The 19,286-nt window shown below is 72.2% G+C and carries 17 protein-coding genes and 1 tRNA gene; 14 read left to right on the plus strand and 4 right to left on the minus strand.

All coding sequences use genetic code 11. The annotated features are described in order from the left end of the window. The first annotated feature begins 207 nt into the window (after nt 1-207). Nucleotides 208-1,047, plus strand: a complete 840-nt coding sequence (gene rsmI, locus ACQPZK_RS03645; RefSeq protein WP_433536938.1) for a 16S rRNA (cytidine(1402)-2'-O)-methyltransferase — start codon at nt 208-210, stop codon at nt 1,045-1,047. 5 nt (nt 1,048-1,052) lie between these two features. Here rsmI and ACQPZK_RS03650 read toward each other — a convergent pair whose 3' ends face one another. Then, nucleotides 1,053-2,300, minus strand: coding sequence for a hypothetical protein (locus tag ACQPZK_RS03650; protein ID WP_433536939.1), 1,248 nt, complete (start codon nt 2,298-2,300; stop codon nt 1,053-1,055). 158 nt (nt 2,301-2,458) lie between these two features. Between ACQPZK_RS03650 and metG the strand changes: the two genes are divergently transcribed. After that, nucleotides 2,459-4,261: a methionine--tRNA ligase gene (metG, locus tag ACQPZK_RS03655; protein WP_433536940.1), complete on the plus strand. Its 1,803-nt coding sequence runs from the start codon at nt 2,459-2,461 to the stop codon at nt 4,259-4,261. A gap of 45 nt (nt 4,262-4,306) precedes the next feature. On the opposite strand, the gene ACQPZK_RS03660 is transcribed toward metG, so the two are convergent. Then, the gene (locus ACQPZK_RS03660; RefSeq protein ID WP_433536941.1) at nt 4,307-5,554 is read right to left on the minus strand and encodes a hypothetical protein; all 1,248 of its coding nucleotides are present in this window, start codon (nt 5,552-5,554) and stop codon (nt 4,307-4,309) included. Between the two features lie 76 nt (nt 5,555-5,630). On the opposite strand from ACQPZK_RS03660, the gene ACQPZK_RS03665 reads away from it, so the two are divergent. The 6 genes from ACQPZK_RS03665 (at nt 5,631) to ACQPZK_RS03690 (ending at nt 11,596) form a co-directional block, all read left to right on the plus strand. Further along, the gene (locus tag ACQPZK_RS03665; RefSeq protein ID WP_433536942.1) at nt 5,631-6,530 is read left to right on the plus strand and encodes a TatD family hydrolase; all 900 of its coding nucleotides are present in this window, start codon (nt 5,631-5,633) and stop codon (nt 6,528-6,530) included. Further along, a complete protein-coding gene (gene rsmA, locus ACQPZK_RS03670; RefSeq protein ID WP_433536943.1) occupies nt 6,524-7,393 on the plus strand; it encodes a 16S rRNA (adenine(1518)-N(6)/adenine(1519)-N(6))-dimethyltransferase RsmA in 870 nt (289 codons plus the stop codon). Before ACQPZK_RS03665 ends, rsmA begins: the two co-directional genes overlap by 7 nt. Nucleotides 7,394-7,479: 86 nt before the next feature. Next, complete coding sequence (locus tag ACQPZK_RS03675; protein WP_433536944.1) at nt 7,480-8,430, plus strand: 4-(cytidine 5'-diphospho)-2-C-methyl-D-erythritol kinase; 951 nt, start codon at nt 7,480-7,482, stop codon at nt 8,428-8,430. A 118-nt stretch (nt 8,431-8,548) separates the two neighbouring features. Then, nucleotides 8,549-10,354 carry an ABC-F family ATP-binding cassette domain-containing protein gene (locus ACQPZK_RS03680; protein ID WP_433536945.1) on the plus strand — a complete coding sequence of 602 codons (1,806 nt, stop codon included), beginning with the start codon at nt 8,549-8,551 and terminating at the stop codon, nt 10,352-10,354. Nucleotides 10,355-10,456: 102 nt separating this feature from the next. Beyond that, complete coding sequence (locus ACQPZK_RS03685; RefSeq protein ID WP_433536946.1) at nt 10,457-10,912, plus strand: DUF4383 domain-containing protein; 456 nt, start codon at nt 10,457-10,459, stop codon at nt 10,910-10,912. 207 nt (nt 10,913-11,119) lie between these two features. After that, nucleotides 11,120-11,596 carry a DUF4383 domain-containing protein gene (locus tag ACQPZK_RS03690; protein ID WP_433536947.1) on the plus strand — a complete coding sequence of 159 codons (477 nt, stop codon included), beginning with the start codon at nt 11,120-11,122 and terminating at the stop codon, nt 11,594-11,596. Nucleotides 11,597-11,600: 4 nt separating this feature from the next. On the opposite strand, the gene ACQPZK_RS03695 is transcribed toward ACQPZK_RS03690, so the two are convergent. After that, nucleotides 11,601-12,287, minus strand: coding sequence for a TetR family transcriptional regulator (locus ACQPZK_RS03695; protein WP_433539097.1), 687 nt, complete (start codon nt 12,285-12,287; stop codon nt 11,601-11,603). 222 nt (nt 12,288-12,509) lie between these two features. Then, nucleotides 12,510-13,475, minus strand: a complete 966-nt coding sequence (locus ACQPZK_RS03700; RefSeq protein ID WP_433536948.1) for an acyl-CoA desaturase — start codon at nt 13,473-13,475, stop codon at nt 12,510-12,512. A 343-nt stretch (nt 13,476-13,818) separates the two neighbouring features. On the opposite strand from ACQPZK_RS03700, the gene ACQPZK_RS03705 reads away from it, so the two are divergent. The 6 genes from ACQPZK_RS03705 to ACQPZK_RS03730 all read left to right on the plus strand — a co-directional run bounded on the left by ACQPZK_RS03705 (nt 13,819) and on the right by ACQPZK_RS03730 (nt 19,253). After that, nucleotides 13,819-13,890, plus strand: a tRNA-Gln gene (locus ACQPZK_RS03705). Between the two features lie 107 nt (nt 13,891-13,997). Then, the gene (gene glmU, locus ACQPZK_RS03710; RefSeq protein WP_433539098.1) at nt 13,998-15,560 is read left to right on the plus strand and encodes a bifunctional UDP-N-acetylglucosamine diphosphorylase/glucosamine-1-phosphate N-acetyltransferase GlmU; all 1,563 of its coding nucleotides are present in this window, start codon (nt 13,998-14,000) and stop codon (nt 15,558-15,560) included. Nucleotides 15,561-15,617: 57 nt separating this feature from the next. Beyond that, nucleotides 15,618-16,598 (plus strand): ribose-phosphate diphosphokinase, encoded by a 981-nt coding sequence (locus ACQPZK_RS03715; protein WP_433536949.1) that lies wholly within the window; start codon nt 15,618-15,620, stop codon nt 16,596-16,598. Between the two features lie 311 nt (nt 16,599-16,909). Beyond that, entirely contained in the window at nt 16,910-17,608 is a 699-nt protein-coding gene (locus ACQPZK_RS03720; RefSeq protein ID WP_433536950.1) for a 50S ribosomal protein L25/general stress protein Ctc, read from the plus strand. 88 nt (nt 17,609-17,696) lie between these two features. Continuing rightward, on the plus strand, nt 17,697-18,287 hold the full coding sequence (pth, locus tag ACQPZK_RS03725) for an aminoacyl-tRNA hydrolase (RefSeq protein WP_433536951.1): 591 nt from the start codon (nt 17,697-17,699) through the stop codon (nt 18,285-18,287). Between the two features lie 135 nt (nt 18,288-18,422). Then, complete coding sequence (locus tag ACQPZK_RS03730) at nt 18,423-19,253, plus strand: inositol monophosphatase family protein (protein ID WP_433536952.1); 831 nt, start codon at nt 18,423-18,425, stop codon at nt 19,251-19,253. Nucleotides 19,254-19,286 lie beyond the last annotated feature (33 nt).

The raw sequence follows: 19,286 nt of genomic DNA on the forward strand, positions 1-19,286 counted from the left end.
TGCGCCGTCGGCAGGCGGCGTCGCCGCTTCCTGATGGGGGCTGGGCTCGCCGGACACCTCGACCGTTCCTGCCGGCTCGACGCTCGGGCTCTGCGCTGTCGACGCACTCGTCACCCGGCGATCGTAGGCTGCCAGGGTGTCCTGTGGCGCCCGTCGTCCCTGATACCGGTATCCGCTGTCGATGAAGGAGACGATGTCGTGGGTGAAATGTCCGAAGCTGGGCGCCTGATCCTGCTCGGTGCCCCGCTCGGCAACCCCGCCGACGCCTCGGTCCGGTTCCGCGAGGTGCTGGCGAGCGCCGACGTGGTGGCCGCCGAGGACACCCGCCGCCTCACCCGGCTGGCCCGCGACCTCGACATCACCGTCGGAGGCCGCATCGTCTCCTACTTCGAGGGCAACGAGGAACGGCGGACGCCCGAACTGGTCGAGGTCATCCTCGGCGGGTACGCGGTGGCACTGGTGACCGACGGGGGCATGCCGAGCGTCTCCGACCCCGGATACCGGCTGGTCCGTGCCGCGCTGGACGCCGGTGCGCCGGTCACCGTCGCCCCCGGGCCCAGCGCGGTGACCACCGCCCTCGCCGTCTCCGGGCTGCCCTGCGACCGGTTCTGCTTCGAGGGATTCCTACCCCGGGCCGGAGGCGCCCGCCGGTCCCGGCTGCGCGCGCTCGCCGCCGAGGAGCGCACCCTCGTCTTCTTCGAGGCGCCGCACCGGATCGGGGCGGCGCTCACCGACCTGGCCGAGACGTTCGGCGCGGACCGGCCGGCCGCGCTCTGCCGGGAGCTGACCAAGACGTACGAGGAGGTCCTCCGCCGTCCCCTCGGTGAGCTGGCCCGATGGGCCTCGGAGACCGAGCCGCGCGGGGAGATCACCCTGGTGGTGGCCGGCGCGCCGGTGACCGCCGCGGAACGCCCCGACGACGAGACCCTGCGCGCCGCCGTCGCCGAGCGCGAGGCCGCCGGACGGTCCCGGCGGGACGCCGTCACCGATGTCGCCACCGAATACGCCCTGCGCCGCCGCGAGGTCTACACGATCGTGCACAGCTGACCCGCTCACCAGGCGGCGACCAGGAAGCCGAGGGTGATCAGCGTCGGGCCGGCGAGCGCGGCGGCCACCGCCCATCTGCGCTGTCGCCGGCCGGGCAGCCGGGCCGACCCGGTCCACCGGACGATGCCGGCGGCGCAGCCGAGCACCACCACCAACCCGGGCAGCCAGCGCAGATGCCGGCTCGCGCCGGTGTCGGCGTACGCGGTGCCGCCGTCCGGTCCGGTCATCCGGGCGCGGTGCACGGTCCCCGGGGCGCCACCTCCGGCGGGCACGCCGCTGACGCGTACGCCGTGTGCCAGGAACCGTCCCTCGTCCGCGGTGAAGATCCCCCGGCACCGCTGGGTGAGTCCACCGCCGGTGCAGGAGTCGATCACCACGCTGCCGTCGCGCGCGTGCCCGACGGCGAGCCAGAACGGCCCCGCGCTGACCCAGGCGAAGAAGGCGGTGACCAGGCTCAACAGCACCAGCACGGTCAGTCCGGCGAGAGGGTCGGGCAGTGCGGTCGTCCGCGCGGTGGCGCGGCGAGCCGTCGCCGGGGCGCGGAGCCGGGGGGCGGGGTCCTTCCGGATCGGGGTGCCGTCCCAGTGCACCTCCTCGATCGGCGCCCAGAAGACACCGTCGTCATCCGGCGGTTGCGTCCCGTCGGGTCGGGACGCGTCCCGGCTGCGGCTCTGCTGACGGACCGGCACCCGACGCGGCACCGCGTCCACCGGCGCCCCGGTGGTCGGCTCCACCTCGACCGTCGCCGCTCCGCCCGGCTCGCCACCCGCGCGCAGCGTGCTCCCGGCCGCCGCCGTCCCGACGGACGAGCCGGTCGCCGGCGTCCCTGCTGGCGGCGTCCCGGCGGACGACCCGGTCGGCGGCGTCTCGGCGGACGAACCGACCGGCGGCGTCTCGGCGGACGAGCCGGTCGGCGGCCTCCCGGCGGACTGGCCCGGCGGGTGCGGTCGGGCCGGGCTGGGCGTGGGCGCCGTCGGGCTGGGGCGCGCAGGCGTCGGCGGCCGCGGGGTGGGGCTCGGCCGCGAGCCGGCACCGGCGCGTGACGCGGGGGTGGGCGCGGCAACCGGCTGTGGTGCCGCGCTCGGCGCGGGGTCCGGGCGGGGAGCGGTAGCCGGGTCGACGGCGGGTTCCGGCCGGGGCTGGGGCGCCACCGAGCCGCCCCGGGGCGCCTCGGACACCCTGCCGGGCTCGTCGTCGACCGCCGGCCCGGTGGGACGCTCGTCATGGTCCCGAGCCGCTCGTCTGCCAGTCACGAGGTTCATTGCACACCGGCAGCGGGGGCCGAACGGGCAGCTCGACCGCGTGTCGGCGACAAATCGGACCAAAGGCCGAGGGGGACGCCCCGGTCCGTCGACCTGTCACCCCCTATTGGTTCGCGGGCCCGCCGGACGGGTCACTAGGCTTGCTGCTCATGAGTCACGTTCTCGCGGCAGTGGCCTGGCCGTACGCCAACGGCCCCCGCCACATCGGCCACGTCTCCGGTTTCGGCGTTCCCTCCGACGTCTTCGCCCGGTACATGCGGATGGCCGGCCACGACGTGCTCATGGTCTCCGGCACCGACGAGCACGGCACCCCCATCCAGGTGCAGGCCGACGCCGACGGGGTCACCCCGCGCGAGCTGGCCGACCGGTATAACAGGGTGATCGTGGAGGACCTGCACGGCCTCGGCCTCTCCTACGACCTGTTCACCCGTACCACCACCCGCAACCACTACGCCGTGGTGCAGGAGCTGTTCGAGGGGATGTACCGCAACGGCTACATCGTGCCCAAGACCACCATGGGCGCGATCTCTCCGTCGACCGGGCGCACCCTGCCCGACCGGTACATCGAGGGCACCTGCCCGATCTGTGGGTACGACAGCGCCCGCGGCGACCAGTGCGACAACTGCGGCAACCAGCTCGATCCGATCGACCTGATCGACCCGAAGTCGCGGATCAACGGCGAGACCCCGAAGTTCGTCGAGACCGAGCACTTCTTCCTGGACCTGCCCGCCCTGGCCGACGTGCTGCGCCAATGGCTGGACACCCGCCAGGGGTGGCGGCCCAACGTGCTGCGGTTCTCCCGCAACCTGCTCGACGACCTCCAGCCCCGGGCGATCACCCGCGACCTGGAGTGGGGCGTGCCGATCCCGCTCGACGACTGGCGCGACCGCCCCGACAAGCGGATCTACGTCTGGTTCGACGCCGTGATCGGCTACCTGTCCGCCTCGATCGAGTGGGCCCGCCGCTCCGGCGACCCGGAGGCATGGCGCAGGTGGTGGTCCGCCGACGGCCAAGGCAAGGATTCCCAGTCCTACTACTTCATGGGCAAGGACAACATCGTCTTCCACTCGGTGATCTGGCCGGCGCTGCTCTCCGGCTACTCGGGAGAGGGCTCGCGCGACGGTGAGCCGGGCGAGCTGGGCCGGCTCAACCTGCCCACCGAGGTGGTCTCCAGCGAGTACCTGACCATGGAGGGGCGGAAGTTCTCCTCGTCCCGCAAGGTGGTCATCTACGTCCGGGACTTCCTGGAGCGGTACGACGCCGACGCGCTGCGCTACTTCATCGCCGCCGCCGGCCCGGAGAGCAACGACACCGACTTCACCTGGGCCGAGTTCCTGCGCCGCAACAACGACGAGCTGGTCGCCGGCTGGGGCAACCTGGTCAACCGGTGCGTCTCGATGGCCGCGAAGAACTTCGGGGCCGTCCCGCCGGTCGACCCGGCCGGGCTCACCGAGGCCGACGAGGCGCTGCTCGCCGTCGCCCGCGCCGGCTTCGAGACGGTCGGTGACCTGATCGGTCGGCACCGGCAGAAGCAGGCCATCGGCGAGGCCATGCGGGTGGTCGCCGAGGCGAACAAGTACCTCTCCGAGCAGGCCCCGTGGAAGCTCAAGGCCGAGGCCGACAAGCCCCGCCAGGGCACCATCCTGCACGTCGCCCTCCAGGTGGTCAGCGACGCCAACACGCTGCTCACCCCGTTCCTGCCGCACTCCGCCCAGAAGGTGTACGAGCTGCTCGGCGGCACCGGCGTGCACGCGCCGATGCCCGTCATCGAGCAGGTCGACGACCTGGACGGCGGTCCCTCGTACCCGGTGCTCACCGGGGACTACACGGTGGGCGCGCGCTGGGAGTCGGTGCCGATCGAGACCGGCCGGCCGCTGGCCGCGCCGACGCCGGTGTTCCGCAAGCTCGACCCGTCGATCGTCGACGAGGAGCTGGCCCGCCTGGCCGGCTGAGCGCCGGACGGCGCGCGGCGGTGCACGTCCCGCCGCCGCGTGCCGTCAGAGCGCGTACCGGGTGTCCATGATCCGGTCTTCGGTGACCTCGGCGCCCGGCGCCCAGGTCTCGTAGACGCCCCGGTCGTGGCACTGCGCGCCGGTGTCGACCACCGCCTCCGGGTCGGGGTGGCGCAGCCGTAACCGCAGCCAGCCGGCCTCCTCGCGCAACACCAGGCACGGCACGCCCCGCCAGGTGGCGAACCGGAGCCGGCGGGCCACCGCCTCCACCGGGTAGCGGGCCGCCCGGGTCATCGCCAGTACCCGGAAACCACCGGGCAGGTCGGCCACCGCCTCGTACTCCGTGTCGCTGTAGAGGCCGACGAGCTGGGTGGATCGCGGGGCGTCGCCGGTCGGCACGAACTCCTGATCGGGGGAGAGGCCGGGCACCGCGGCCAGCAGGTGCCGCCACTGCGGTCCCACCATCCGCAGCCACGCGCGCTGCTCGGCCTGGTAGCTGTAGAGCACCACCTCCACCCCCTCGGCCGTGTACGCGAGCAGCGTCGCGTTCGCCGGCATCGGCAGGTCGGCGAAGTCCCGGGTCACGAACTCCGGGATGAGCTGCCCGTTGCTCGGCAGGAAACCGGTGCCCAGCACCGAGGAGCCCACGCGGTCCCGGGGGCTGAGCGCGGTCAGGCCCCGGTGCGCCTCGCCCACCGGCACGTCGTAGTCGCCCGGGTCGGCCGCCCGCCAGCGCAGCGCGTACGCCACGTCCGACCCGTCCCGCCCGACGTCCCCGTCGGTGCGCAGCACGGTGGTCGCTGCCGGCGTGCGCAGGTGCGCCACGTCGTGCTCCCGGTAGCAGAAGCCGTGCGGCAGCCAGCCCCGCACATACCCGCCGAGCTGCCGCGCGGAGAGCATCTTGACCATCCGCGTCCCGCGCCGCACCACCGCCGATGCGCGCACCGCGGCCAACACCGGGTCACCCGCTGCCGACGGCTGCTGGCTGAGCTGGTGTACGTGGGACCAGCCGTGCTCCCGGTGCGCCGGCAGCATCAGCGGCGTCTCGGGCTCCTCGGCCGCCTCGACGGCCCCGTGCACCGCGTCCACCTCGGTGACGTGCACGAACCGATGCCACGGAAGGGCGCTGCCCGGGCGGGGCGCCCGTTCGAAGCCGGCGACCTCCTCGGCGCTGAACAACTCGTACGCGGCGCCCCGGGCGATCTCCTCGGCGGGGTACACGTCCCCGCCGAACGCCACACGCAGCCCGATCCGTTCGCCGGCCGCGTCGCTCGCGTGGGGTGTGACCGTCATTGCCGCGACGGTAGAGTCGCGCGGCGTAGTCGAGGTGAACGCCGGGTGGCGGGCGGATGGACGACGTCGGTGTGTGATGCTGTCGCTGATGAGCGAGCCGACTGAAACCCGCCGCGAGCGTGCCGCCCGGCGGGCCGGAGAGTTCCCGCCCGCCCCCGAGCCGCTGCCCCGGCCGGTGCTGGACAGCCACACCCACCTGGACATCACGGTCAGTGAGGCCGGCGTACCGGGTGGTGGGCCGGCGGACGATCCGGTCGCCGTGGCGGTCGACCTGGCCGTCACCGTCGGGGTGGACCGGTTGGTCCAGGTGGGGGTGGACGTCGCCTCCTCCCGCTGGGGTGCGGACACCGCGGACGCGTACCAGGCGGTGCTGGCCACCGTGGCGCTGCACCCCAACGAGGCGCCCCGACTGCCGGACCTCGACGAGGCGCTGCGGGAGATCGAGTCGTTGGCCGCCCGCGACCGGGTCCGTGGGATCGGCGAGACCGGGATGGACTTCTTCCGTACCGGCGACGAGGGGCGCGCCGCGCAGGAGACCAGCTTCCGGGCCCACATCGCCATCGCCAAGCGGTACGGCAAGGCGCTGGTCATCCACGACCGGGACGCCCACGCGGACGTGCTGCGGATCCTCGACGACGAGGGCGCGCCGGAGACGGTGGTGCTGCACTGCTTCTCCGGCGACGCCGAGTTCGCCCGTGAGTGCGTGCGCCGTGGCTACCTGCTCAGCTTCGCCGGCACCGTCACCTTCGGCAGCGCCGCCGCGCTGCGCGAGGCCGCCGCGCTCACCCCGCTGGACCAGATCCTGGTGGAGACCGACGCCCCCTACCTCACCCCGACGCCGCATCGGGGACGGCCGAACGCGTCGTACCTGATCCCGCTGACCGTCCGCGCCCTCGCCGCGACCACCGGCAGCGAGCTGGACGATTTGTGCGCGGCCATCTCCGCCAACGGCGACCGGGCCTTCGGTCCGTGGTGAGTCTCCTCGGCCCGGCGGAGATCCGGGAACTCGCCACCCGGCTGGGCGTCGCGCCCACCAAGAAGCTGGGCCAGAATTTCGTGCACGACCCGAACACCGTCCGGCGGATCGTCACCGCCGCGGGCCTGACGCCCGACGACGTGGCCCTGGAGGTCGGCCCCGGCCTCGGCTCGCTCACCCTGGGGCTGCTGCCGGCCGCCGGGCACGTACACGCCGTGGAGATCGACCCCACACTCGCGGGCGCGCTCCCGGAGACCGCCGCGCGGCACGCCGAGGCGGACGCCGACCGGCTCACCGTGCACCGCGCCGACGCGCTGCGCGTCACCGCCGCCGAGCTGGGCGGCCCGCCGCCGACCGCGTTGGTCGCGAACCTGCCGTACAACGTCGCCGTGCCCGTGGTGCTGCACCTGCTCGCCGAGCTGCCCAGTCTGCGGCACGGCCTGGTCATGGTGCAGAAGGAGGTCGCCGACCGGCTCGTCGCCGGTCCCGGCTCCAAGGTGTACGGCATCCCGTCGGTCAAGCTCGCCTGGTACGCCGCCGCACGCAGCGCCGGCCGGGTGCCGCCGAACGTGTTCTGGCCGGTCCCCAACGTCGACTCCGGTCTGGTCGCCTTCACCTGTCACGAGCCGCCCCGACCCGACGTACCCCGGGAGCGGGTCTTCGCCGTGGTGGACGCGGCGTTCGCGCAACGCCGCAAGACCCTGCGCGCGGCGCTCGCCGGCTGGGCCGGCGGCCCGGACCGGGCCGAGGCCGCCCTCACCGCCGCCGGCGTCGACCCCGGCGCCCGCGGCGAGTCGCTGACCGTGGAGCAGTTCGCGGCCATCGCCGCGTCGGCTCCGGTCGGTACGCCGGCCGCGAAGTAGGCTGGCGCCGTGCCCGCCAAGGACGCCGAGGAGCCGATTGTGGTCAAGCCGTTCGACATCCGCCTGCGCGTACGGGACATGACCCCGTGACCGAGGCCTGGCGACCGGACGACGAGGACGAGCGGCGGGGGGCCATCGGCCCGGTACGGGTGCGGGTGCCCGCGAAGGTCAACCTGCACCTCGGGGTCGGTCCGCTGCGCCGCGACGGCTACCACGAGCTGAACACCGTCTACCACGCGATCTCCATCTACGACGAGCTGACCGCCCGCCGGGGCGACACCCTCGCCCTGACGATGGAGGGCGAGGGCACCGGCGAGCTGGCGCTGGACGACTCCAACCTGGTGATCCGGGCGGCACACGCCCTGGCCGGGTACACGGGTGTCCTGCCGCACGCCCGTCTGCACCTGCGCAAGCAGATCCCCCTGGCCGGTGGGCTGGCCGGCGGCAGCGCCGACGCGGCTGCCGCGCTGGTGGCCTGCGACGCGCTCTGGGGTACCGGGTTGTCCCGCGACGAGTTGGCCGGGATAGCCGCCGATCTCGGCTCGGACGTGCCGTTCCTCATCTACGGCGGCACCGCGCTGGGCACCGGACGCGGCGAGGCGGTCAGCCCGGTGCTGGCCCGACCCACCTCGTGGCACTGGGTGGTGGCCATCGCCGACGGGGGCCTTTCCACCCCGGCCGCGTACCGCGAACTGGACCGGCTCCGCGACTCCGGCACGGCCGGTACGCCGCTGGGCAGCACGGACGCGTTGCTGGGCGCGCTGCGCCAGCGCGACCCGCGGGTCCTCGCCCGTACGCTCGGCAACGACCTCCAGGACGCGGCGCTGGCGATGCGCCCCGCGTTGGCCGACACCCTCAAGGCCGGCGAGGCCGCCGGCGCGCTCACCGGCATCATCTCCGGCTCCGGCCCCACCTGCGTCTTCCTCGCCACCGACGCGGCGGACGCCGAACGGATCGCCGCCGAGCTGACCAGCGCCGGCGTGTGCCGGGAGGCGCGGGTCGCGCACGGCCCGGTGGCGGGCGCGCGGATCGGCTGACGGCACGCTCCCCGGTCGGCCCGCGCGGCGCGGGCGGCCGGAACGTCCGCGTACCCTTGGGTCAGGCGTCCCGAGGTGCCCGCCGGCACCCGGACGCCTTGATCTTGAAGGGTGGAACGTGGCCAACATCGTCAACCTGGACCGGGTGTCCAAGGGGTACGGCGCCGCCGGGCGGCTCCTCACGGACGTCTCACTCGGCCTGGACGACGCCGACCGGATCGGTGTGGTCGGCCTCAACGGCGCCGGCAAGTCCACCCTGCTGCGGCTGCTCACCAAGCAGGAGGAGCCCGACGACGGCCGGGTCACCCACCGCCGGGACCTGCGCGTGCTCTGGCTGCCGCAGCAGCTCACCCTCGCCCCCGACGCCACCGTCCGGGACGTCGTGCTCGGCACCGCCTGGCTGGTCGAGGGCATGGGCGCCGAGCACGAGTGGGCCGGCGACGCCGGCGTCCGCAACATCCTCGACGGCCTCGGCATGCCGCACCTCGGCCTCGACCAGCCGGTCGGCCCGATGTCCGGTGGTGAACGGCGACGGGTGGCGCTCGCCGCGCTGCTCGTCCGCGACTCGGACCTGCTGATCCTCGACGAGCCCACCAACCACCTCGACGTCGGTGGTGTCGACTGGCTGGCCCGGCACCTCGTCGGCCGCAAGGGCGCCCTCGTCGTGGTCACCCACGACCGGTGGTTCCTGGACGCCGTCTGCACCACCACCTGGGAGGTCGCCGACCAGACCGTCCGGGCGTACGAGGGTGGCTTCGCCGCCTGGATCCTCGCCCGCGCGGAGCGGGAACGCGTGGCCGCCGCCGTGGAGGCCCGCCGGCAGAATCTGCTCCGCAAGGAGATCGCCTGGCTGCGTCGTGGTCCGCCCGCCCGCACCTCCAAGCCGCAGTTCCGCATCGACGCCGCCAACGCGCTGATCGCCGACGTGCCGCCGGCCCGCGACACCATGTCGTTGCAGCGCATGGCCGTCTCCCGCCTCGGCAAGCAGGTGTACGAGCTCACGGACGTCGAGCTGCACGCCGGGCCGAAGGAGATCCTGCGGGACGTCACCTGGCTGGTCGGCCCCGGTGACCGGATCGCCATCCTGGGCGCCAACGGCGCCGGCAAGACCACCCTGCTGCGGATGCTCGCCGGCATCACCCGCCCCGACGGGGGCAACCTCGCCACCGGCTCCACGGTCCGACCGGCGTTCCTGTCCCAGGAACTCGCCGAGCTGCCCGGGCACCTGCGGGTCCTCGAAGCCGTCGAGGAGGTCGCCCGTCGGGTGCAGCTCGGCGACCGGGAGGTCTCCGCCGCGCAGCTCGCCGAGGTCTTCGGCTTCGACGACCGCCGGCTCTGGACGCCCGTCAGCGACCTCTCCGGCGGTGAGCGACGCCGTCTGCAGATGCTGCGGCTGCTCGCCGGCGAGCCCAACGTGCTGCTCTTCGACGAGCCCACGAACGACCTGGACACCGACACCCTGGCCGCGCTCGAAGACCTGCTCGACTCGTGGCCGGGCACGATCATCGTGGCCAGCCACGACCGTTACCTCATCGAACGCGTCACCGACACCGCGTACGGGATGTTCGGCGACGGCCGGCTGGTGCACCTGCCCGGCGGAGTCGACGAGTACCTGGCCCGGGCCGCCGAGCGGGCCGGGCCGAGTCGCGCCGGTGGCACCTCGACCGTCGCGACCAGCGGACCGGCCACGAGCGGCATGTCCGCCGCCGAGGTGCGCCAGGCCCGCAAGGAACTGACCCGCCTCGAACGGCAGCTCGGCAAGCTCGACCAGCGCGAGGCGACCCTGCTCGGCCAACTCGCCGCGGACGCCACCGACTACGCGCGGGTCGCCGAGCTGGACACCCAGCTCAAGGATCTGCGCGCCGAACGGGAACGGATCGAGGAGAGCTGGATGACCCTGGCCGAGGAGCTGCCCGAGGGCTGACCCGCCCGGGCACGTCGGCGCGGGGGCCGTGTGCGGCGTCACACCGGCACATGCGGGACAATCATCGGCGACACCTCACCCCACGGCGTTGGAGACCCAGACATGGCCCACACCCCCATCAACCACCCCGCGCGGCCGATCTACCGGGCGATCGGCGGGCTGACCGGTCTGTACCTGGTGGTCTTCGGTGTGCTCGGCATCATCGCGAGCGCCGGCAACGAGGTCCTCGCGCAGGACGACACGAAGGTCCTCGGCCAGGGCACCAACCTCGGCTTCTCGCTGCTCTGCGTCCTGCTCGGGCTCGTCGTGCTGGTCGGCACCGCGCTCGGCCGCAACATCGACGTGGCGATCAACCAGTGGCTGGCGTACGCGCTGATGGTGATCGGCCTCGGCGCTCTCGCGTTCATCCGCACCGACGCCAACATCTTCAACGTCAACGTCGTCACGGTGATCGTGGTGCTGTCGGCCTCCCTGGTGCTGCTCATGGCCGGGATGTACGGCAAGGTCGGCACCGACGAGGAGGCGGAGGCGTTCCAGAAGGCTCGGCTCGTTCTCTGAGCTTTTCCTGGTTGCGGCCGTGGGTTTTCGCCGGAGCCCGAGCTGCTCCGGGCGGTCAGGCTTGATCCCTGCGCAGCTCGGGCTCCGGCGAAAACCTGACCTGGTCCAGCCATTCGGCGGACCCTGCCGGCATTGTGGTTTTTCGGACAGTCGGGTCTGCTTTGGGCGACAATTCCCCTGAACAGTTGCGTCAGGGGGGTTTCGGGTATGCCGCACTTTCCGGTGAACCATCCGGCACGGCCGCTCTACCGCGTCCTCTCCGGACTGATCGGCGTCTACATCCTGGTCTTCGGCGTCTGGGGTGTCGCCGAGACGATCGGTGACCCGCTCTTCGCCCGTAGCAGCACCTGGGCCCTCGGCCTACGGACCAACCTGGCCTTCTCGCTCGCCTCCGTGGTCTTCGGAGTCGTCCTGATCATCGGGGCGTCCCGGCGCACCAACCTCGGCCACTACATGAACCTCACCGCCGGCGCGGTGTTCCTGGTGACCAGCATCCTCATGATGTCCGTGCTGCAGACCGACGCGAACTTCCTCAACTTCTCGATGTCGACCGTGATCGTGTCGATGCTGTTCGGCCTGGTCCTGCTCGGCACCGGCCTCTACGACAAGGTCGGCCCGTCGGAGCACGCCGAGGCGGAGCTGGAACGCCGCAAACACCCGGTGGCCGACGCGCACCGCCGCTGACCGGTCAGCGGCGGCGGGCGGTGATCAGCGTGGGCTTCGCCTCCAGGTGCGACAACCCGTTCCAGGCCATGTTGACCAGGTGCGCCGCCACCGTCTCCTTGCGCGGCTTGCGCACCTCGAGCCACCAGCGGCCGGTCAACGCGACCATGCCGACGAGCGCCTGCGAGTAGAGCTCGGCCAGCTTCGGGTCGTACCCCCGGCTCTTGAACTCGGCGCCCAGGATGTGCTCGACCTGGTGCGCGACGTCGTTCATCACGCTGCTGAAAGTGGCCGTGCCGGACATCAGCGGCGACTCGCGGACCAGCACCCGGAACCCGCTCGTCTCCTCCTCGATGTAGCCCAGCAGGGCCATCGCCGCCTGCTCCAACAACTCCCGCGGGTGCCCGGCCGTCAGCGCCGTGGTGATCCGGTCCAGCAGGGCGCGAACCTCCCGGTCGACCACGACGGCGTAGAGCCCCTCCTTGCCACCGAAGTGCTCGTACACGACCGGCTTGGAGACCTTGGCCCGGGCCGCCACCTCCTCGATCGAGGTGGCGTCGAAACCGCGCTCCGCGAACAGTTGCCGGCCGATCGCGATCAACTGCTCCCGACGCTGCGCGGCCGACATGCGTACCCGGGAGGTGGCCTTGGGTTTCGCCGCGGCGGCCGGCGCCGGCCGCCGGGCGCCCGGCTCGTCACTCACCTCGGGCATGTCGCCGCCTCGCTGGCGCTCGGTCACGCCCTGCCGTGGAATGGTGTCCCCGCTGTGCCCGTTCACGTCGTCGCCTCACTGGCGGGCGGCCCGACCGCCCTGCCGTGCCGTGCGACCAAACCCGGATCGGGCCCGGCCCTCGTCCGCCGAGCCGTCCGGTCCCCCCGCGTCGCTCGGTCATCCGGCCATCCTGCCAGGCGACCCGCCGTGGCACCGCCCGGTTTACCGGGGTGCGACCGGCTTCACGAGCTTGGCCGCGAGGCGTTCGGGCTTCGGCCAGCGGACCTGCGACGCCGCGCCGAGCTTCTCGAACAACCAGATCACCCGCGCCGAGATGTCCACCTGGCCCCGCAGCACACCGTGCCGCGCGCTGGTCGGGTCGGCGTGGTGCAGGTTGTGCCAGCTCTCACCGAACGACAGGATCGCCAGCGGCCAGAAGTTCGACGCGCGGTCGCCCTGACGCATCGCGAACGGACGCTCGCCGTACACGTGGCAGACCGAGTTGATGGCCCAGGTGACGTGGTGCAGAAGGCCGACCCGGACCAGTCCGGCCCAGAAGAACGCGGTGAGCGCACCCTGCCACGACCAGGTCAGCAGACCGCCCATCAGCGCCGGGCCGAGCAACGAGATGGCCACCAGCGCGGGGAAGAGCCGGTCCACCCGGCTGATGTCCCGGTCGGCGATCAGATCCGGAGCGAAACGCTCCCGGTTGGACAACTCGCGGCGGAACAGCCAGCCGACGTGGGCGTGGAACAGGCCACGGGTCAGCGCCCAGACGCTCGTGCCGAAACGCCACGGCGAGTGCGGGTCACCCTCCAGATCGGAGAACGCGTGGTGTCGCCGGTGGTCGGCCACCCACTGGATGATCTCGCCCTGCACCGCCAGCGAACCCGCGACCGCCAGGGTCACCCGCAGCCACCGCTTGGCCTTGAACGAGCCGTGCGTGAAGTAGCGGTGGAAACCCACCGTGATGCCGAGCCCGGAGACCACGTACCAGACCAGACCGATGATCACGTCCGTCCAGCCCAGCCAACCGCCCCAGGCGACGGGCACGGCGACCAGCAGCGCGACGAAGGGGATCACGACGAACGCCCACAGGGCTGCCAGGATCCCGGGGGACTGGGTGCCGTCGGTGAGCGGTTTCGGGCCGGGGCCGGTGGTCTTGGGTTCGAGCACGGTGGTGGACATGACACCTCGCAGAGGGGACGGGGGAAGATCACAAACCTACGCCTACGTCACCGTAACTTACGGCTCGGTAGATCGCACGAGGAACTTTCGAAGAGTCGTCGTACGAAGGTGCTGATCCGCTGGTCATGACCTGTATTGCTGGCCGCCGGAGTGCGCCGTCTGCGCACCGTCGAATAGTTCTCCGTGGCGCGGAGCCAGGCCCGCCGGGCATCGGGCGCGACCGTCTCCGACGCCCGCCGCCGGGGGATCATGACGGATATGAGTACTGGCGCCGACGGGGTCGGGCGTTAAGGTGTAGCGGCGGGATGCGCATCCTGCCGCGTCGCCCTGCGTGACGATGCGATCGGCCGTGGTGTAATTGGCAACACCCGGGTCTTTGGTACCCGTATTTCAGGTTCGAACCCTGGCGGCCGAGCTGTCCCTAGAAGTCCGCTTTGGGTTCTCCTGGGGGTAAGAGGGAACCGTGCCGGGCCCCGTGGTTAGCATGGCCGCGAGAGTGTCCGCCGTCCCGACGGGAGCCACATCGTGCCCCAGCCCCACCTTCGTACCGTCGTCGTGCTCGCCGCCGGTGAGGGCAAGCGGATGAAGTCGACACTGCCCAAGGTGCTGCACCCCCTGCTCGGTCGTACCCTGCTGGGCCACGTGCTGAGCGCGGCAGCGCCACTGGCCGCCGACCGGACCGTCGTCGTGGTGGGTCACGGCGCCGACCAGGTTCGTGCGCACCTCACCGAGATCGCCCCCGACGCCACGCCCGTGCTCCAGGCCGAGCAGCTCGGCACCGGACACGCCGTGCGGATCGCGTTGGACGCCGTGCCGGAGGGCGCCGGCACGGTCGTGGTGATCAACGGAGACGTGCCGTTGCTGCGCCCGGAGACGGTGGGCGCGCTGGTGACCGCGCACGAGGAGGCCGCCGCGGCGGCCACCGTGCTGGCCGCCGAGGTGCCCGACCCGACCGGGCTGGGGCGGATCGTCCGGGACGCCGACGGTCGGCTGGAGCAGATCGTCGAGGAGCGGGACGCCGACGCGGCGCAGCGCGCGATCCGCGAGATCAACGCGGGCATCTACGCCTTCGACGCGGTCCGGCTGCGCGACGCGCTGGGCAAGCTGTCCACGGACAACGACCAGGGCGAGGAGTACCTGACCGACGTGTTCGGCCTGCTCCGCTCGGCCGGCGAGCCGGTAGCGGTACACGTGGCCGCCGACCATGTCGAGACGCTGGGCTGCAACGACCGGGTCGAGTTGGCGTCGCTGCGCCGGCTGCTGCGCGACCGGGTCAACGAGGCGTGGATGCGTACCGGGGTGAGTCTGCTCGACCCGGTGACCACCTGGATCGACGTGACGGTGGCTCTGGACCGTGACGCGGTGGTCGACCAGAACACCCAGCTGCGCGGCGCCACCGTGGTCGGCGCGGGCGCGCTGGTCGGGCCGGACGTCACGCTGATCGACACGATCGTCGGGCCGGGCGCGTCGGTGGTGCGCAGCCACGCGGTCGGCGCCGAGGTCGGCGCGGGCGCGAGCGTGGGGCCGTACGCGTACCTGCGGCCCGCCGCGCGTCTCGCCGACAAGGCGAAGGTCGGCACGTTCGTCGAGGTGAAGAACTCCGAGATCGGGGCGGGCTCGAAGGTGCCGCACCTGACCTACGTGGGCGACGCGACGATCGGCGAGCAGAGCAACATCGGCGCCGCGTCGGTCTTCGTGAACTACGACGGGGTCAACAAGCACCGCACGGTGATCGGCAGCCACGCCCGGACGGGCGCGGACAACATGTTCGTGGCGCCGGTCGAGGTGGGCGACGGCGCGTACACGGCGGCCGGTTCGGTGATCGTCGACAACGTGCCGCCGGGCGCGATGGGTGTCGCCCGGGCGCGGCAGCGCAACATCGAGGGCTGGGTGGTGCTGCGGCGGGCCGGTACGGCGGCGGCCGAGGCCGCACAGCGTGCCCGCGACGCGAAGGGTGTGCAGGGATCCGGCGACGCGAAGGGTGCGTCGGAGTCGGGCGGCACCGCAAGTGACAGTGAGGCAATCCACGGGCGGGCCGAGACGGTGGGCGGTGCGTCCGGCGCGGGAGATACTGCAACCGAATAGTCCCCGACCCACCACCACCGGGCCGGGTACCGCCGACAAACGGGAGCAGACGGGCCCATGGGCAGCATCGTCGCCGAAAACCGCAAGAGCCTGATGCTCTTCTCCGGACGGGGTTTCCCGGAGTTGGCCAAGGAGATCGGCGAGGTGCTCGGCGTGGCACCGACGCCGGCCGACGCGTACGAGTTCGCCAACGGTGAGATCTTCGTACGGTTCAAGGATTCGGTGCGTGGTTCGGACGCCTTCGTGGTGCAGTCCGTGACGCACGGGGTGAACACCTGGGTCATGGAGACCCTCATCATGGTGGACGCGTTGAAGCGGGGATCGGCGAAGCGGATCACCGTGGTGCTGCCGTTCTACCCGTACGCGCGGCAGGACAAGAAGCACCGTGGTCGGGAGCCGATCTCGGCCCGCCTGGTGGCGGATCTGCTGAAGACCGCCGGTGCGAACCGGATCCTCACGGTCGACCTGCACACCGCGCAGATCCAGGGCTTCTTCGACGGGCCGGTGGATCACCTCTTCGCGATGGACGTGCTCGCCGAGTACGTGGAGCACAAGTACGCGGGCCGGCCGATGACCGTGGTGGCGCCGGATTCGGGCCGGGTGCGGGTGGCCGAGCGGTGGACCGACCGGCTGGGCGGTTGCCCGTTGGCGTTCATCCACAAGACCCGTGACCCGATGAAGCCGAACCAGGTGGTGGCGAACCGGGTGGTCGGTGAGGTGGAGGGTCGGGTCTGCCTGATCGTCGACGACATGATCGACACGGGTGGGACGATCACCAAGGCGGCGGACATCCTCAAGGAGTCGGGCGCGGCGGAGATCGTGGTGGCCTCCACCCACGCGCTGTTGTCCGACCCGGCCACGGAGCGGTTGAAGAACAGCCCGATCAGCGAGGTCGTGGTGACGAACACGCTGCCGTTGCCGCCGGAGAAGCAGCTCGACAAGTTGACCGTGCTGTCGATCGCGCCGCTGCTGGCGCGGGCGATCCGGGAGGTGTTCGACGACGGCTCCGTGACCACCCTGTTCGGTGGCCTGAGCTGAGAGTGGCCGCGTTCGGCGGCCAAGTCTGACAAGCTGGTCGAAACGGGCTGATCCGCTGGCGGGAAACACCGCCGGCGGATCAGCCTGGAGCCGTGATCGGGGACTGCCGGAAACCTGGGAATTGGCTCGGGTAGACTGGTGCGGTTGCCACGGCGAGGGTGCCCGGCGGGCCGCTGAAAAGCGCCGCACGGAGGCACCGTCATCGACGCGGTGCTCCGGGCAGTCGTTCATGACGCATGAGCCCCAGCGAGCCCCTCGCCCCAGCACCGCCAGACGACAAGCCGCCGCAGCGAAGCATCAGGAGTTTCCCCGTGTCCGAGGTAAAGATCAGCGCCGAGCCCCGCACCGAGTTCGGCAAGGGTGGTGCCCGTCGTACCCGCCGGGCCGGCAAGGTGCCTGCCGTGCTGTACGGCCACGGCGAGAAGCCCAAGCACATCGCGCTGCCGTCGCGGGAGTTCGCTGCCGCGATCCGCAAGGGTGGCGCCAACCAGCTCTTCGCGATCGACATCACCGACGGCACCCAGGTGCTGGCGCTGCCGAAGGCGATCCAGCGTGACCCGATCAAGGACACCTTCGAGCACGTGGACCTGCTGCTGGTCCGCCGGGGCGAGAAGGTCACCGTCGAGGTCCCGGTCCAGCTGACCGGTGAGGCCGCGAAGGACACCCTGATCGTCCACGACCACGACACCCTCTCGGTGACCGCCGACGCCACCAAGGTGCCGGACCACCTGGAGGCGTCGATCGAGGGCGCCGAGGCGGGCACCACGATCACCGCCGCCGACGTCGAGCTGCCCTCCGGTGTGGAGCTGGCCGCCGACTCGGAGCTGCCGGTCGCCTCGGTGACCGCCGCGCCGACCGCAGAGCAGCTCGAGGCCACGCTGCCCGAGGTCGAGACGGCCACCGACGAGGCCGAGGCCGAGGTCGGCGAGACCACCGAGGGCTCCGAGGGCGCGGACGCCGCCCCGGCCGCCGAGGGCGACGAGTCCACCGAGGCGCGCACCGAGGCCTGATCGGTTCGTACCGTGCGACAGGCGCTCCCGAGCTTCGGGGGCGCCTGTCGGCGTATCGGGAGTCGGCAGAGACGTTGAGGGGCGGGTCGTGACGGACGAGGCAGGACCGTGGCTGGTGGTCGGCCTGGGTAACCCGGGTCGGGAGTACGCCGGGAACCGGCACAATGTCGGTTTCATGGTGGCCGAGCTGCTGGCGGAACGTGTCGGCGCGCGGTTCGGTCGGCACAAGCGGGCGGTGGCCGAGGTCGCGGAGGGGCGGCTCGGGTTCGGTGGCCCGAAGCTGGTGCTGGCGAAGCCACTGACGTACATGAACCTCTCCGGTGGGCCGGTGGCGGCGCTGTCGCAGTTCTACAAGGTGCCCCCGGCGCAGGTGATCGCGGTGCACGACGAGCTGGACATCGAGTTCGGCCAGGTGCGGGTCAAGTTCGGCGGCGGCGAGGGTGGGCACAACGGCCTGCGATCGATGTCGAAGTCGTTGGGCACGAAGGACTACGTCCGGGTGCGGTTCGGGGTGGGTCGCCCGCCCGGACGGCAGGACCCGGCGGATTTCGTGCTGTCGGATTTCGGCGCGGCGGAGCGCAAGGAGCTGGATTTCCTGGTGGACCGGGCCGCCGACGTGGTGGAGTCGGTGATCGTCAAGGGCGTGGAGCCGACCCAGAACCTGTATCACGGGAGTTGAGTCGGGCGGTGCGTACCGGATCGGAAACGCCGGGCCGGTAGTCTGCGCCTTTCGGCGTGCCGTGACCGGCGACGCGGGTCGCGGCCGATCGGTGCGTGCGGGCACGGGCCGCGGCGAGGCGACGGGAGCGGGCAGATGGGCAGTCCTCCGATGATCGACGGGGCGTTCGCCCGGTGGTTGGCCTCCCGGGCCGGTCAGGCGCTGCTGGACCTGCGTACGGAGCTGGGCTTCTCGGACACCGGGGCGTTGAAGTCGGCTGGCGACAAGGTGTCGCACGACCTGATCCGCACGGAGTTGGCGCGGTGGCGGCCGGGGGACGCGGTGCTCTCCGAGGAGGACGAGGGCTCCCGGCTCGCCTGGGCGGCGGAGGTGAACGCGGGGGCGGTGTCCCGGCTCACCGCGGACCGCGTCTGGATCATCGATCCGTTGGACGGCACCCGGGAGTTCGCCGAGGAGGGCCGCTCGGACTGGGCGGTGCACGTGGCGCTCTGGGCGCGCAACGCGCCGAGCCCGCACGGGCTGGTCGCCGGGGCGGTTGGGTTGCCGGCGCAGCACCGGGTGCTGGGCACCGACTATCCGCCGGCGTACCCGCCGATGACGGTCGAGGCGGCGACGGCCGGTGAGCGCAAGATCCGCCTGGCGGCGAGTCGGAGTCGGCCGCCGGTGTTCCTCACCGATCTGGCCGAGGACGTGGGCGCGCACCTGGTGCCGATGGGTTCGGCCGGGGCGAAGATCGCTGCGGTGGTGACCGGCGAGGTGGACGCGTACATCCATGCCGGCGGGCAGTACGAGTGGGACTCGGCGGCGCCGGTGGCTGTGGCGACGGCCACCGGACTGCACGCTTCCCGGATCGACGGTTCTGCGCTTCGATACAACGAGGCGGATCCGCGCCTGCCGGACCTGCTGGTCTGTCGCAAGGATCTCGCCAGCCGGTTGCTTGCAGCGCTGCAGAGGCATTCCGGGTAGCCTGAGCGCACTTCTTGACATGTCCGACCGGAA

Source organism: Micromonospora sp. CA-249363, from assembly GCF_050950185.1.
Lineage (GTDB): Bacteria > Actinomycetota > Actinomycetes > Mycobacteriales > Micromonosporaceae > Micromonospora.